This is a genomic window from Stenotrophomonas sp. 2619 (genome assembly GCF_040548725.1).
Lineage (GTDB): Bacteria > Pseudomonadota > Gammaproteobacteria > Xanthomonadales > Xanthomonadaceae > Stenotrophomonas > Stenotrophomonas maltophilia_AP.
Window position 1 is genome coordinate 24,631 of record NZ_JBEPSF010000003.1, and the last position, 15,841, is coordinate 40,471.

General features: G+C 68.6%; 10 protein-coding genes. 7 read left to right on the top strand and 3 right to left on the bottom strand.

What is annotated here, in order from left to right:
• Window position 1: 1 nt before the first annotated feature.
• Window positions 2-1,774, top strand: coding sequence for a single-stranded-DNA-specific exonuclease RecJ (recJ, locus tag ABIA71_RS04520; RefSeq protein WP_354283490.1), 1,773 nt, complete (start codon window positions 2-4; stop codon window positions 1,772-1,774).
• A 37-nt stretch (window positions 1,775-1,811) separates the two neighbouring features.
• Here the strand turns inward: recJ and ABIA71_RS04525 are convergent, their stop codons facing one another.
• Complete coding sequence (locus ABIA71_RS04525) at window positions 1,812-2,873, bottom strand: DUF1176 domain-containing protein (RefSeq protein ID WP_354283492.1); 1,062 nt, start codon at window positions 2,871-2,873, stop codon at window positions 1,812-1,814.
• A gap of 138 nt (window positions 2,874-3,011) precedes the next feature.
• On the opposite strand from ABIA71_RS04525, the gene ABIA71_RS04530 reads away from it, so the two are divergent.
• Together ABIA71_RS04530 and ABIA71_RS04535 are read left to right on the top strand one after the other, a co-directional pair.
• Window positions 3,012-5,936, top strand: a complete 2,925-nt coding sequence (locus tag ABIA71_RS04530; RefSeq protein WP_354283494.1) for a DUF2135 domain-containing protein — start codon at window positions 3,012-3,014, stop codon at window positions 5,934-5,936.
• 130 nt (window positions 5,937-6,066) lie between these two features.
• Window positions 6,067-6,942, top strand: coding sequence for a LytTR family DNA-binding domain-containing protein (locus ABIA71_RS04535; protein ID WP_354283496.1), 876 nt, complete (start codon window positions 6,067-6,069; stop codon window positions 6,940-6,942).
• A 58-nt stretch (window positions 6,943-7,000) separates the two neighbouring features.
• On the opposite strand, the gene ABIA71_RS04540 is transcribed toward ABIA71_RS04535, so the two are convergent.
• A complete protein-coding gene (locus tag ABIA71_RS04540; RefSeq protein ID WP_354283498.1) occupies window positions 7,001-7,747 on the bottom strand; it encodes a M48 family metallopeptidase in 747 nt (248 codons plus the stop codon).
• A gap of 204 nt (window positions 7,748-7,951) precedes the next feature.
• Here ABIA71_RS04540 and prfB point away from each other — a divergent pair.
• The 4 genes from prfB (at window position 7,952) to ABIA71_RS04560 (ending at window position 14,777) form a co-directional block, all read left to right on the top strand.
• Window positions 7,952-9,077 (top strand): peptide chain release factor 2 gene (gene prfB, locus ABIA71_RS04545; protein ID WP_102100629.1). Its coding sequence is split into 2 segments (ribosomal slippage): window positions 7,952-8,026 and window positions 8,028-9,077, totalling 1,125 coding nucleotides; the frame shifts between segments, so codons are not numbered across the junction.
• A 126-nt stretch (window positions 9,078-9,203) separates the two neighbouring features.
• The gene (gene lysS / locus ABIA71_RS04550) at window positions 9,204-10,721 is read left to right on the top strand and encodes a lysine--tRNA ligase (protein ID WP_354283502.1); all 1,518 of its coding nucleotides are present in this window, start codon (window positions 9,204-9,206) and stop codon (window positions 10,719-10,721) included.
• A 197-nt stretch (window positions 10,722-10,918) separates the two neighbouring features.
• Window positions 10,919-12,058: a cyclic di-GMP phosphodiesterase response regulator RpfG gene (gene rpfG / locus ABIA71_RS04555; protein WP_038688550.1), complete on the top strand. Its 1,140-nt coding sequence runs from the start codon at window positions 10,919-10,921 to the stop codon at window positions 12,056-12,058.
• Between the two features lie 544 nt (window positions 12,059-12,602).
• Window positions 12,603-14,777, top strand: a complete 2,175-nt coding sequence (locus ABIA71_RS04560; protein ID WP_354283748.1) for a response regulator — start codon at window positions 12,603-12,605, stop codon at window positions 14,775-14,777.
• Window positions 14,778-14,789: 12 nt separating this feature from the next.
• Here the strand turns inward: ABIA71_RS04560 and rpfF are convergent, their stop codons facing one another.
• Entirely contained in the window at window positions 14,790-15,659 is an 870-nt protein-coding gene (rpfF, locus tag ABIA71_RS04565) for a diffusible signal factor synthase RpfF (protein ID WP_128098049.1), read from the bottom strand.
• Window positions 15,660-15,841 lie beyond the last annotated feature (182 nt).

The window sequence follows — 15,841 nt, forward strand, 5'->3', positions numbered from 1 at the left end:
GATGTCTTCCACCGCCGCTGCTGCGCCGCTCTCCGCTTCCCCGACCACCACGCACGCCGTCACCCTGCAGCGTCGCGACGCAGTGCCCGTGGCTGGCTGGCCCGACGACATGCTGCCGCTGCTGCAGCGCCTGTATGCCGCACGCGGTGTCACCGATGCGGCGCAGGCGCAGCCAAAGCTGGCGCAGCTGCACGCGCCGGAGCTGATGGGCAGCATGCAGGCTGCAGTGAACCTGCTGGCCGAGGCGATTGCCAGCAACGCGCGCATTCTGGTGGTGGGCGATTTCGACTGCGACGGCGCCACGGCATGCGCGGTGGGTGTGCGCGGGCTGCGCATGCTCGGCGCACGCGACGTGGTGCACGCGGTACCCAACCGCATCCTGCACGGGTATGGCCTGTCGCCGTCGTTGGTGGCCGACCTGGCGCACCTGCAGCCGGGCCTGCTGGTCACCGTCGACCACGGCATTGCCTGCCATGCCGGCGTCGCGGCGGCCAAGGCGCTGGGCTGGAAAGTGCTGGTCACCGACCATCACCTGCCCGGCGAATTGCTTCCGCCGGCCGACGCGCTGGTGGACCCGAACATCAGCGGCGATGCCTTCCCCAGCAAGGCGCTGGCCGGCGTGGGCGTGATCTTCTACGTGTTGATGGCGCTGCGTCGCCACCTGCGCGAACAGGGGGCGTTTGCCGCGACCCGCGAGCCGGACCTGCTGACCCTGCTGGACCTGGTCGCGGTGGGCACCGTGGCCGACCTGGTGGCGCTCGACGCCAACAACCGTGCGCTGGTCGCGGCCGGGCTGCGCCGCCTGCGTGCCGGGCAGGGCTGCGTGGGCCTGCAGGCCCTGATCGAGGCCAGCGGCCGCGATCCGGCACGGCTGAGCGCCACCGACATCGGATTCGCGCTGGGCCCGCGCTTGAATGCCGCCGGGCGCCTGGAAGACATGGCGCTGGGCATCGAACTGCTGCTCACCGAAGACCGCGGCCAGGCCCGCGAGATCGCCCGGACCTTGGAGCAGATCAACGCCGAGCGCCGCGCGGTGCAGCAGCTGATGACCGACGACGCCGAACTGGCGGTGTCGCGCGCGATGCTCACTGCCGAAGGCGAACGCCCGATCGCCGCGTGTCTGTTCGATGCCGAGTGGCATCCGGGCGTGGTGGGGCTGGTGGCTTCGAAGATGAAGGACCGCCTGCATCGTCCGGTGATTGCGTTTGCCCCGTCTGAACCGGGCAGCGATTCACTGCGTGGCTCGGCACGCTCGATCCCCGGCTTCCACATCCGTGACGCGCTGGCGCTGGTCAATGCCGCGCACCCGGGCCTGATCGACAAGTTCGGTGGCCACGCCATGGCGGCGGGACTGAGCCTGCCGCACGCACGCTTCGAGGATTTCCAGCGGGCGTTCGTGGCCGTGGTCGAATCCAGCATGGACCCGGCCTCGCTGCAGCAGTTGCTGCTGAGCGATGGCGAGCTGGCACCGGGGGAGCTGGATTTCCGCCACGCCGAAGCACTGCGCCTGGCCGGCCCGTGGGGGCAGGGCTTCCCCGAGCCGCTGTTCGACGGTTACTTCCAGGTGGCGCGCTGGCAGGTGCTGAAGGAGAAGCACCTGAAACTCAGCCTGCGCGTGCCTGGCCGTGCCGAACCGATCAATGCGATCCACTTCAGTGGCTGGAAGGGCACCGCCCCGGCCAATCATGTGCATATCGCCTACCGTCTGGTCAGCGATGACTATCGCGGCGGCGGCGCGATCCAGCTGATCGTGGAGCACTGCGCCGACGTGTGAATGCTGCGCGCGAGGCGCGCAGCACCGGTGCCGCTGTTTACTCCTGCACCTTGGTCACCAACGTCGGCATTTCCCAGGCGCCGCCGGCCGTGACCAGCCGGCACAGCCCGGTGCTGGAGACTTCAGTCTTCACAAACTGGGTGCCGGTCCAGCCCCAGGTGGTGCTGTAGAAGCAGTCGCCCAGGCCGCGGCCCTTGTGCGATTCGCCGATGGTGCGCACGTCATCGCCCGCGCCCGAGGTAGTCACCAGCCGGGGCTGGTACGGGGCGCGGTCGTTGACCACCCAGTAGCCGTCACCGGTGTTGTAGGCCGCGCGCCAGCAGGCCTGCGAGACCAGCAGCTTGTCCGCGCTCAGGCGCTGCACGGTGATCTCCTGCGGGCCTTCATTGGAGATCACGCTGTCGCCCGGGTGCAGGGCCTCGCAGTCGTCGGCCGAGGTCGATGCGGCCAGCGCAGCGCGCAGTGCCTTCGATTCGCCCAGTGCTTCATCGGCGGGGCGGGTCGGCACCACCTTGGCCAGCTTCACCACCGGCATCGTCACGGCCGGCAGCACCGTGTTTTCCGCCTTGGTGCCCTTGCGGACCAGCGCGCCCGGCGTGCCCAGCCGGCCCTGGAACTCGTCCATCTTCAACAGCACCGCCGAGGCGCCGCGATCGGACACCGTCCAGCGCTTGCCGTCGTTGCCGGTCAGCACGATCCTGCTGGTGCCGGTCAGGGTGGACAGCAAGGTCTTCACCTGCGCCGGCGAGAGCACGGCGGTGCCGTCCGCGGCCTTGTACGCCAGCGCGCCCAGCTTCGTGTCGTTGATCTGCAGTGACAACTGCCTGGGCAGTTTGGTTTCGTCGTACTGGCCGAGCATCACCTCGGCCTTGACCGGCTGGTCGGGCCCGGCCAGCCGGGTCAGCAGGATCGACACCGGTGCATTGCCACCGTCCTCGTCGTTCTGGTAGCCGGCCGCGCGGCAGGTGCGGGTGTTGTCGCAGGCCAGCGTCCAGTCGTTGTGGGTGAAGCTCAGGCCGCTGACGGCGGCGGCGGGTGCGGCGTGGGCGGGCAGCCACGGGGCCAGCATCAGCAGGGGGAGCAGGGCGGACAGGCGCATGCGGGACATCCTTGTAATGACGCAATGGGGGAGCGGCATCTTGGCCCACTGCGGCGGACACGCCAAGCCTTGCAGCGGCTCAACCCCGTTTGCCGGCATGGTCCGTTCAACCTGCTGTCATCCAATCAGGAGCGTCACATGCAACGCACACTTCGTGGGATCGGCATGCTGGGCATGCTGCTGCTGGGCACGCAGGCCGGCCTCGCGCAGGCACGCACGGCGCCGCGTCCGCCGCCGGTGACGCCGGTGCTGCAGGTGGCCGGGGCCGAGGTGCCGGTGCAGCTGCGCCAGGTGCGCCTGGACAGCCGCGTGGTGGCGGGCCTGGGCGAGACCCGCATCGAGATGACCTTCTTCAACCCCAACCGCCGCGTGCTGGAAGGGCAGCTCGAATTCCCGCTGGCCGACGGCCAGCAGGTGGCCGGGTTCGCGCTGGACATCGACGGCGTGCTCCGCGACGCGGTGCCGGTCCCCAAGGCGCAGGGCCGCCAGGTCTTCGAGGCGATCGAGCGGCGCCGGGTCGACCCGGGCCTGCTGGAGCAGACCGCGGGCAACCAGTTCCGCCTGCGCGTGTACCCGATCCCGGCCCACGGCAGCCGCCGCATCGTGCTCACCTTCCGTGACACCCTGCCGGTGGATGCACAGGGGTTGCGCTGGGCCATGCCGCTGCAGTTCGCACGGGGCGCCGAGGAAGTGGTGCTGCGGATGGAAGCCCGGGGCACCGGTGCCCCCACGGCGATCCAGCCGTCGCCCTGGAAGTTCGGCCCCGAACAGGGCGCCTATGTTGCGCAGTGGCAGGGGCGCGGTGATGCATTGCCGGCACAGGTGCTGTGGCGGCTGCCGCTGGTGCGGCAGCCCGACGTGGTCACCGGCCTGCACGAGGGGCAGCGCTATCTGCTGGCGCAGGTGCCGGTGCCGGCGCAGGCTACGCCGCGGGTGCTGCCCAGGCGGGTGGGGCTGGTGTGGGACGCGTCCGGTTCGGCGCGCCAGCGGGACCGGGCCGCGGAATTCGCGGTGCTGGATCGCTACTTCGGTGCGCTGGGCACGGGCGAGGTGGACCTGACCGTGCTGCGCGACCGCGCCGAGCCCTCGCGCCGCTTCCGTATCCAGGGCGGCGACTGGAGTGCGTTGAGGACGTACCTGACCGGCCTGCCGCTCGACGGCGCCAGCGCGCTTGGCGCGTGGACGCCGCGCGCCGACGTCGGCGAGTACCTGCTGGTCAGTGACGGCCTCTCCAACTACGGCACGCCGGCGCCGCCGGCACTGGCCTCAGGTCAGCGCCTGTACGCGCTCAGCAGCGCCGGCGCGCGCACCGACGGCGCACGCCTGCGTGCGTGGACCGGTGCCCACCACGGCCAGACACTGGTGCTGTCCAGCGCGGCCGAGGTTGAGGCGGTGCTGCCCTTGTTGCTGCAGCAACCGGCGCAGGTAGTGGCGCTGCGCGGTACCGGCGTGGACCAGCTGGTAGCCGACGCGAGCGCGGCCAGCCAGGGCTGGGTGCGGGTGTCCGGCCGGGTGCAGCGCGCTGATGGCGTGGTGGAGGTGCAGGTGCGCCTGGCCGATGGCCGCGACCACACCCAACGGATCCCGCTGGCCGGTTCGCGCGCCCTGGACGGTGGGCTGGTGGCCCAGGCCTGGGCCAGCGCCACGCTGGCCGGTTACGCGGCCGACCCGGTGGGCAACGCCGCGGTGATCGGCACGCTGTCGCAGCAGTTCGGGATGGTCGGTGCGGATACCTCGCTGCTGGTGCTGGAGACCCTGGGCGACTACCTGCGCCATGGCATCCGCGCCCCGGCACCGCTGCGCGCCGACTACGACCGCCTGCATGCGGTGCGCATCGACGACGAACAGCAGGCACGTGCGCGACGGCTGGATCAGATCGCGGCGCAGTTCGCCGAACGCGAGCGCTGGTGGAATACGCGCTGGCCCAAGGGGACGCCCGCGACCCAGCCGGTGCTGACCAAGGCCGCGCCCATGGCCGCGCCCATGGCGGTTGCCGCTGCGGATGCGACGGTATACATGGAGGCGCGCGCCAATGACGTGGTTGCCCCGCCGTCGCCGCCCGCACCGCCGGCGCCGATGGCACTGGACGCTGCGCCGCAGGGCAACCTGGAGGCGGTCGCCGGCGCCGGCAGCAAGCGCAGCCGCAGCGCCAACAGCGGCGCCATCGCCGTCACGCTGGCCGCCTGGGAACCCGATTCGGCCTATGCCCGTCGCCTGCGCGGTGCCGCACCGGCGCAGCTGTACGCGCTGTACCTGGCCGAACGCGAGCAGCACAGCGACAGCAGCGCGTTCTACCTGGACGTAGCCGATCTGCTGCTGGCCGCCGGACAGCGCGAGCTGGGCCTGCGCGTATTGTCCAACCTGGCCGAGATGCAGCTGGATAACCGCCATGTGCTGCGCGTGCTGGGCTACCGCCTGATGCAGGCCAATGCGCCGGACCTGGCGGTGCCGGTGTTCCGCCAGGTACTGCGGCTGGGCGAGGAAGAGCCGCAGAGCTTCCGCGACCTGGGCCTGGCGCTGGAGGCCAGCGGCCAGTACCAGCCCGCGCTGGACGCGCTCAACGAGGTGGTGGTGCGGCCCTGGGACAGTCGTTTCGATGGCATCTCGCTGATCGCCCTGGACGAACTCAACACCCTGGCGGCGCGCGAGCGGGTGGATGCCCGCGCCGTCGATCCGCGCCTGCGCCGGGCGCTGCCGCTGGACCTGCGGGTGGTGCTCAGCTGGGACAGCGACAACAGCGACATGGATCTGTGGGTGACCGATCCGAACGGCGAGCGCGCCTACTACGGCAATCGTCTCACCTACCAGGGCGGGCAGATGTCGCAGGACTTCACCGGCGGCTACGGGCCGGAGCAGTTCTCGCTGCGCGATGCCAAGCCCGGCAAGTACAAGGTGGAGGCGAACTTCTTCGGCAGCCGCGAACAGCTGGTCACCGGGGCCACCACCTTGAGCCTGCGCCTGAGCACGCACTGGGGCACCGGCAAGCAGCGCGACCAGCAGGTCACGATGCGCCTGAAGGACCGCGCGGATACCGTGCTCGTCGGCGAGTTCGAGGTGCGCTAGCACGTCACCGCGGGCCGACAGAACGCAGGGCAGGGCGACACGGATGACGTCGCCCTGTCTGCACCGGGGCAGGCGGCTACAATCCCGTGTCTGCCCCTATTTCCCCCGGCCCTTCTGCATGGACCCTGTCATGGCCCCCGCCGCGCCGGTGCGCTGGCGCCCCGCCACCCGCTTCCTGGTCTGGTCGGCCATCCTGCTCACTACTGCGGTCGCCAATGCCTTCGTCGAGGTGATGGACGCCCAGCGCCGTGGCGATGGCCTGGCACTGTGGGAGCCGATGATCTGGGAGCTCAGCAGTGTCGTCATGATCCTGCTGACCCAGCCGTTGCTGTGGTGGGGCTGCAAGCGCTGGCCACTGCACGCCGATACCTGGAAGCGACGGCTGCCGGCGTACCTGCTGGCCAGCGTGGCGTGGTCGCTGGTGCATGTGGTGGGGATGATGGCCATCCGTCACGTGTCCTATGCGGCGCTGGGCCACCACTACGAAGACGGCTCCCCCTGGCCGACGCGGCTGGTGTACGAGTACCTCAAGGATGTGCGTGCGTTCTTCAGCTTCGTGGCGATCGAACACTTCTTCAGCTGGTTCGGGCGGCGTCGGCAGGGCGAGGCGCACCTGTTGGCCGTCGCCGACGATGCCCCGCCGCAGGAGGCCCAGGCCGTGGAGCGCCCCGAACGCTTCCTGGTGCGCAAGCTGGGCCGGGATTTCCTGGTGGCCACCGCCGATATCGAATACGCCCAGGCCGCCGGCAACTACGTCAACCTGCGCGTGCGCGGGCATGACTATCCGTTGCGCAGCACCATGGCGGCGCTGGAGGAGCGGCTGGATCCGGCGACCTTCGTGCGTGCCCACCGCAGTTGGGTGGTAAACGTGCGCCGGCTGGTCTCGATCGAGCCCCTGGACGGCGGTGAGGCGCTGCTGCACATGGACGATGGCGGGCGGGTGCCCTGCAGTCGTCGGCAGCTGCCGGCATTCCGCCAGGCATTGGCGGCGCAGGCCACCGGCTGACGGCGGAGCGCCGCCAGCCGGCGTGGCATCCCGGCAGACCGGGATGCCGTCAGGCAGCTCAGCGCTTGCCGTCTTTCTTGATCATCGCGTCGATGCGACCGGCACGTGCTTCCGAGCCCGGGTGCGAGGACATCAGGCCACCTTCGCTGGACAGCTTGCGGAACATGCTGGCCAGCGCGGCCGGGTCGTAGCTGTGGCGCTTCATGAAGCGGTAGCCGTACTCGTCGGCCGCGCTCTCTTCCTTCTGCGAGAACTGGGCGTTGACGAAGCCTTCGGCCAACTCGCCCAGCTGGCCCTGGGTCAGGTCGGCGATATTGGCGTTGCCGGAGGCGGCCAGGGTGTCGCGACCGGCCGAGGTCAGCATGGCAGTGCGCATCTTGGTCTTGCTGTGGCCCAGCTTCACGTGGCCGATCTCGTGGCCGATCACGCCGCGCACTTCGTCGTCGGAGGCCATGTCCATCAGGCCCGAGTACACGCGCACGCAGCCGTTGGCCATCGCCCAGGCGTTGACGTCTTCGGTCAGGTAGACCTTGAAGTTGAGGTTCAGGCCGTCTTCGTTGGCCAGGCCCTGGGTGATCTTGGCCAGGCGCTGGGCGTACGGGCTGTTGGCCGGGGCGACCTTGTTGTCCTTGTCCATGTACGCGCAGGCCTGGTCGGCGGCCTTGGCCACGTCGGCATCGGACAGGGTCAGGGCCTGGCCGGCCTTCATGCCGGTGCCGGCCAGCGACTTCAGGTCGATGGCCGAGGCGTTGCCAGCGGCGAAGCAGGCCAGGGCCAGCAGAACAGCGGAGGATGACTTCCTCATCGGGTAAAGCTCCATGTAGGTGGTATTGGGGGCGACCGCTGGCGGGGGCCACCGGGCGCGGCAGGAGTCTACCCTTTGGCCCGCCCGGCGTGTTCACCGATCGCCGACACGGCCCGCCCGGGCGCCAGCGCCGCCGGCCGTTGCGGCCGGAAAGCCCCGGATAGGCTATGATGGACAGTCTTTTCGCACGCACTAATTGCCGACATGATCGAGCTCAATCCTGTCCGCCAGCGCATCACCGATCTCACCGATCGCGTGCTGTCGCTCAGGGGGTATCTTTGACTACGACGCCAAGAAAGAGCGTCTGGAAGAAGTAACCCGGGAACTGGAAAACCCGGATATCTGGAACAACGCCGAATACGCCCAGAACCTGGGCCGCGAACGCGCCAACCTTGAAAAGACCGTGGGCGGCATCGCCACGATCCTGGATGGCCTGTCCGAGTCCGGTGAACTGCTGGAACTGGCCGACAGCGAACAGGACGAAGATACCGCCCTGGCCGTGGTCGCCGACCTGGACAAGTACCAGAAGCACGTCGAACAGCTGGAATTCCAGCGCATGTTCTCCGGCCAGATGGACAACGCCGCGGCGTTCGTCGACATCCAGGCCGGCGCCGGTGGTACCGAAGCCCAGGACTGGGCCGAGATCCTGCTGCGCATGTACCTGCGCTGGTGCGAATCGCGCGGCTGGAAGACCGAGCTGATGGAGGTGTCCGGTGGCGACGTTGCCGGCATCAAGTCGGCAACGCTGCGCGTCGAAGGCGATTACGCCTATGGCTGGTTGAAGACCGAAACCGGCGTGCACCGCCTGGTGCGCAAGTCGCCGTTCGATTCGGACAACCGCCGCCACACCAGCTTTACCTCGGTGTTCGTGTCGCCGGAAGTCGATGACAACATCGAAATCGACATCAACCCGGCCGACCTGCGCACCGACGTGTACCGGTCCTCCGGTGCCGGTGGCCAGCACGTCAACAAGACCGAATCGGCGGTGCGCATCACGCACATTCCGACCAACACGGTCGTGGCCTGCCAGACCGGCCGCAGCCAGCACCAGAACCGCGACAACGCGATGAAGATGCTGGCCGCCAAGCTGTACGAGCTGGAAATCCAGAAGCGCAACGCCGAGCGTGACGCCGTGGAAGCCACCAAGTCCGACATCGGCTGGGGCAGCCAGATCCGCAACTACGTGCTCGACCAGAGCCGTATCAAGGACCTGCGCACCGGCATCGAACGGTCGGACACGCAGAAGGTGCTGGACGGCGACCTCGACGAATTCGTCGAAGCCAGCCTGAAGTCCGGCTTGGCCGTGGGTGCCAAACGCACCGACGCCTGACCGTCGGGGCCGCCGCGCGCGGCCCCGATCCGTTGTGCCCGGGCCACGCCCGGTTTCGCAATCCGCCCCGACCATCGGCATGATGGCGGGGACCGTACCTCCCCCCGACATACATAGACCCACGCCATGAACGATCAGACCGCCGCGCCGCAGCCCCCCGTCGACGAGAACAGCCTCATCGCCGAGCGCCGCGCGAAACTGACCGCCCTGCGCGGGCAGGGCATCGCCTACCCGAACGATTTCCGCCGCGAGCAGTTCGCCGGCACCCTGCAGGCAGAGTTCGCCGACGCCGAACAGTGGACCGCCGAAGCGCTGGAAGCCACCGACCGCCAGGTGAAGATGGCCGGCCGCCTCATGGCCAAGCGCGTGATGGGCAAGGCCAGCTTCGCCCAGATCCAGGACGAATCCGGCCGCATCCAGCTGTTCCTGCAGGGCAGCACCCTGGGCGATGCCTACACCGCCTTCAAGGGCTGGGACGTGGGCGACATCATCGGCGTGGAAGGCGGGCTGACCCGCACCAAGACCGGCGAGCTGTCGGTCAAGGCCACCAGCATCCGCCTGCTGACCAAGTCGCTGCGCCCGCTGCCGGACAAGTGGCACGGCCTGGCCGACGTGGAGCAGCGCTACCGCCAGCGCTACGTGGACCTGATCGTGACCCCGGAGTCGCGCGAGGTGTTCATCAAGCGCTCGCGGATCATCCGCGCCATGCGCGCCTGGCTGGACAGCCGCGACTTCCTGGAAGTCGAAACGCCGATGATGCATTACATCCCCGGCGGCGCCACGGCCAAGCCGTTCACCACCCACCACAACGCGCTGGACCTGGATCTGTACCTGCGGGTGGCCCCGGAGCTGTACCTCAAGCGCCTGGTCGTGGGTGGGCTGGAGCGCGTGTACGAGATCAACCGCAACTTCCGCAACGAAGGCGTGAGCACCCGCCACAACCCGGAATTCACCATGATGGAGCTGTACGAGGCCTACGCCACGTACACCGAAGTGATGGACCTGACCGAAGGCGTGATCCGTGACGTGGCCAGCAAGGTGCTGGGCACCACCACGGTGGAGTGGGACGGTGCCACCATCGACCTGGCCCCGGCGTTCCGCCGCTGGCGCATGGACGAGGCCGTGCGCCACCACAACCCGGACATCAGCGCCGCCGACTGCACCGACCGCGACGCGCTGGCCGCCCATTGCGAGCGCCTGAAGATCCGCATCAAGCCGTCCTACGGCTGGGGCAAGCTGCTGCTGGAGATCTTCGAGGCCACCGTCGAGCACACCCTGGTGCAGCCGACCTTCATCACCGACCACCCGGTCGAGGTCTCCCCGCTGGCCCGTGCCAACGACGACCAGCCGGGCTACACCGACCGCTTCGAGCTGTTCATCAACGGCAAGGAGCTGGCCAACGGCTTCTCCGAGTTGAACGACCCGGAAGACCAGGCGGCCCGGTTCCAGGCCCAGGTGACGGCCAAGGAGGGCGGCGACGACGAGGCCATGCACTACGACGCCGATTACATCCGTGCGCTGGAGTACGGCATGGCCCCGACCGGCGGCCTGGGCATCGGCATCGACCGTCTGGTGATGCTGCTGACCGGCAGCAGTTCGATTCGTGATGTGCTGCTGTTCCCCTACATGCGTCCGGAAAACTGAGACGTACGTCCGGGTGCCCGGCACGGGCATCCCGGGCGGGGTTCCGCTGCCGTGGCCGCGCGCGTATCGTTTCTGCGTGGTCATCCGGGCAGTTCGGCGTGATGGCCAGGCAATGATCGGGCAGGGAGCGGGCGTGACGCCCGCATCACACTGCGGCTACGATCATGAACCGGGCGATCGCGACGGGAGGCGGATCCATGCAAGGTGCCAGTGTGCAGAGTGGCGGAGTATCCTTTCCGCAGCATGTTCCAGTGTGGTCCAGGAAGACGGCGGAAGCAGCCTTGAATATTGTCATCGTTGACGATCAGACGTCCGCGCGCACCATGCTGCGTCATGTCATCGAGGACATCGCGCCCGAACTGAGCGTGCACGACTTCGGTGACCCGCTCACCGCGCTGGCCTGGTGCGAGTCGCACCCGGTCGACCTGTTGCTGCTCGACTACCGCATGCCGGAAATGGACGGGCTGGAATTCGCCCGCCGGTTCCGCCGCCTGCCCAAGCACCGCGACATCCCGGTGATCCTGATCACCGTGGTCGGCGACGAACCCATCCGCCAGGCCGCGCTGGAAGCGGGCGTGATCGATTTCCTGGTCAAGCCGATCCGCCCGCGCGAACTGCGCGCGCGCTGCTACAACCTGCTGCAGCTGCGCCAGCAATCGGAAAACGTCAAACAGCGTGCGCTGTCGCTGGAGCAGCGCCTGCTGGCCAGCATGCACGAAGTGGAAGAGCGCGAACGCGAAACCCTGTCGCGGTTGGCCCGTGCGATCGAGTTCCGTGATGCCGGCACCAGCGCCTACCTCGAGCGCATGGCGCACGTGGCCGGGCTGATTGCCGAACAACTCGGCCTGCCCGAGGAAGAGTGCAAGCTGATCGAAATGGCCGCCCCGCTGCACGACATGGGCAAGATCGCCATTCCCGATGCGGTGCTGCTCAAGCAGGGCAAGCTCAACGAAGAAGAGCTGGCGATCATGCGCCGGCACCCGCGGATCGGCTACGAGCTGCTCAGCGGCAGCCAGAACCGCTTCATCCAGGTCGGCGCGCTGATCGCGCTGCGCCACCACGAGCGCTATGACGGCAGCGGGTATCCCGATGGCCTGATCGGCGATGCGATCCCGCTGGAAGCGCGGATCGTGGCGGTGGCCGATGTGTTCGACGCGCTGATTTCGCCGCGTCCGTACAAGGAAGCCTGGACGATGGAAGCCACCATGGCCTACCTGTATGCGCAGCGCGGCCGCCTGTTCGACCCGCGCTGCGTGGATGCGCTGATGAAGGGCCGCGAGCAGCTGGAAGAGATCTGCGCCCAGCACTCGACCGCCTCGACCCGCCCGGGAATGTGAGATGCAGCCCCTGTACCCGTGGCTGAAGCGCCGGCTGGCGCAACGTCCGGATACCGAGCACGGGCAGGTGGTCGTGCGGATCGCGCTGATTTCGCTGATCCTGCTGTATGTGCTGCTTGCCGGGGCGCGCAACCATCTGCTGGACCAATACCACGGCGTGCTGGCCACGGCGCTGACCGGGCTGGGCCTGTCGTTGTTGTTGCTGGGCTGGCTGCTGTGGCGGCCGCAGCGTTCGCACCTGCGCCGGGTGGTTGGCATGTTGGCCGACTACGGGCTGATCGCGCTGGGCATGATCCAGATGGGCGAGCCGCTGGCCTGGGTGTATGCGGTGGTGATGTGGGTGACGGTGGGCAATGGGCTGCGCTATGGCAACCGGTATCTGGCCGCGGCCATTGCGCTGGCGATGCTCGGCTTTGGCACCACCGTGTTGCTGACTCCGTACTGGATGGACAACGCCAGGCTGGCTTTCTTCCTTTGGCTGGGGCTGGCAGTGGTGCCGATGTGCTGCTCGACCCTGCTGCGCCGACGCATGCGAGTGCCCCCCATGAACGACTCTCCCCGCACCGGCCACGCCGGCAAGCAGCACCTGCTGGCCCGCTTCAAGCAGCGCCTGTCCGGCCGGCCCGACAGCGAGCACGCGCAGAACCTGATCCGCATCGCCATCACCGCGCTGTTCATCATCTACCTGGGCTGGCGCTACCTGGAAAACCACGGCGATACGCTGCTGGCCACCTGGCTGATCCTGGCCTTCGAACTGACCGTGTCGGCCGGGCTGCTGGTGGCCATCCTGCTGCAGCCGGGCGTGTCGCACGTGCGGCGGGTGATCGGCATGCTCACCGACTATTCCTGCATGGGGCTGATCATGACCATCCAGGGCGAGCCGGCCGCGCCGCTGTATGCGGTGTGCCTGTGGGTCACCATCGGCAACGGCATGCGCTATGGCAGTACCTACCTGCGCGTGGCCACGGCCATGGGCTGCGTCGCCTTCCTGTGCACCATCATGCTGGCGCCGTACTGGCAGCAGCACAGCTACCTGGCGTGGGGGCTGCTGCTGGGCCTGGCGGCGATCCCGCTGTACTTCGATTCGCTGCTGCATGCGCTGACCCGCGCGGTGGCCGAGGCGCGCCAGGCCAACGAGGCCAAGAGCCGCTTCCTGGCCAACATGAGCCACGAATTCCGCACCCCGCTGAACGGCCTGGCCGGCATGACCGAAGTGCTGGCCACCACGCGCCTGGACGAGGAGCAGCGCGAGTGCCTCAACACCATCCAGGCCTCGGCGCGCAGCCTGTTGGCGCTGGTGGAGGAGGTGCTGGACATCTCGGCCATCGAGGCCGGCAAAGTCCGCGTGGAGCGCCACGAATTCGCCCTGGCCGACGTGCTGCAGGCGATCAACCTGATCCTGACCCCGCAGGCGCGCACCAAGGCGCTGGAGTACCGCGTAGTGGTGGACGAGCACGTGCCGCCGCGCCTGTACGGCGACGCCGGCCACCTGCAGCAGATTCTGCTCAACCTGATGGGCAACGCGGTCAAGTTCACCGATGACGGCTTCGTGGCGTTGCGGGTGTCGCTGCTGGACGGCCAGGCTGGCGAGCGGGTGATGCTGCGCTTCGAGATCCTCGACAGTGGCATCGGCGTGCCGGCTGCGTTGCGCGAGCGCCTGTTCGATGCCTTCGAGCAGGCCGACGTGGGCCTGGCCCGCCGCCACGAGGGCACCGGGCTGGGCACCTCCATTGCCAAGGGCCTGGTGGAATCGATGGGCGGCCGCATCGGCTATGCCCCCAACAGCCCACGCGGCAGCGTGTTCTGGGTGGAAATCGCGCTGGACGTGGCGATGACCCCGGTACTGACCGGCGACACCACCGAGAACGGCAACGTCATTGCGTTCTCCAATCCGTTCCTGCGCCACCGCGCCCGGGTGCGCAGCCTGCGCGTGCTGGTGGCCGACGACCATGCGGCCAACCGCATGGTGCTGCAGCGCCTGCTGGAAAAGGCCGGCCACAAGGTGGTCTGCGTCAACGGTGGCGAGCAGGTGCTGGACATGCTGGAGCAGTCCGACTTCGACACCGCCATCGTCGACCTGCACATGCCGGGCATGAGCGGGCTGGACCTGCTCAAGCAGCTGCGGGTGATGCAGGCCAGTGGCATGCCCTACATCCCGGTGATGGTGCTCAGCGCCGACGTCACCCCCGATTCGATCCTGCGCTGCGAACAGGCCGGCGCGCGGGCGTTCCTGGCCAAGCCGGTGGTGGCCACGCGCCTGCTGGACATCCTGGCCGACATCGCCGCCAACACCCGGCCCGAGCCGGGCATCCAGGCGGTGCCCGCCGCGCCGGTGGTGGCCGGCGCACTCGATCCGGCGGTGCTCGACGAACTGGCCGCGCTGGGCATGGGGGAGGGGTTTGAAAAGCAGTTCATCGCCCAGTGCCTGAGCGATGTCGACGGCTGCATGGCCCGCATCCAGGCCAGTGGTGAACAGCAGGCCTGGGATCAGCTGCGCGAACACGCCCACGCGCTGCGTGGGGTGGCCAGCAACCTCGGCCTGGTACAGGTGGCCAGCGCCGGGGGTGAACTGATGCGCATGCCCGACTGGCAGCTCAAGGCCGAATGGACCCCGCGTGCGGCCGCGCTGGGCAATGCGTTACGGCAGGGAAGGAAGGCACTCGACGCCCGGGCTGTCGCCCTGCGGCAGTCCGATGGCGACGAGTGCACGCCCTCCTGAACATGGCCAGGCTCAGCCGGCATCACCGTTGCGCCGTCCCTGTGCACGCACCAGCCGGTCCATCGTACGCAGCGACTTTTCGCCCAGCTGCATGGCCGTGTCCACCCAGATCTCGGTGATCCGCATCATTTCGTGCAGCGGCACCATGCTGGACACTTCCGATACTTCGCGCATGGCCGCCCAGGCGTGCGGAATGCGCTTGCTGTCCTTGATCACCCGCTCGACCGCGGCCACGCCCTCACCGACCGGCACCACCACGTCCACCAGGCCCATCTCGTGCAGCTGGCGGGCGGTGTAGAGATTGCCTTCCAGCATGATCTTCTCGGCCAGGCGCGGGCTGATCCGCTGGCACATGAAGGAGTAGGCACCCATGCCCGGGAACAGGTCGAACAGCACCTCGGGCAGGCCCATCAGCACGCCTTCCTCGGCCACGATGGTGTGGCAGCTCAGTGCGGCTTCGAAGCCACCGCCGAGCGCGTTGCCCTGCACCAGCGCGATGCTGTGCGCGCGCACGCCCAGGCCGGCGTGGAACGCATGCACCCCACGCACGCAGCGCTGGGCGTAGTCGAGCAGGCGCGGGCGGTCGCCCTCGCGGATCAGGCGGCAGAACAGCTCCAGGTCGCCGCCCAGGTTGAACACGTCACTGTCCGAGGCCAGCACCACATGCGGGGACAGCGCATGGGAGATGCTCAGGCGTTCGCCGAGCTCGCGCTGGTAGCCCACGATATCGTCCACCAGCCGCGAGGCGAAGCAGGGGCGGCCGGGGTTGTCGACCAGGTTGGCGTGCATGTGGATCCAGTACACGTCACGGTGCGCTTCTTCGGTGATGCGCAGGGTCGGGTGCAGCTGCGGGCGGGGGGCAAAGGGATGGACTGCAGACATGGGAGTTCTCCGTAAGACCGTCCGGCCGACCGCATTGCGGACGGAGAATGAAGGGGGCGAGCAGAACGTGCGGCGGCGAGTGATTCTATGCGCGGGGTGTGAACCGCCCGCAAGCGCTGCCCCGGCCAGGCGCAGCCCCGGGAGACCGAGGCACGGCCGGTGGCTGTCATCCGGGACCGCTT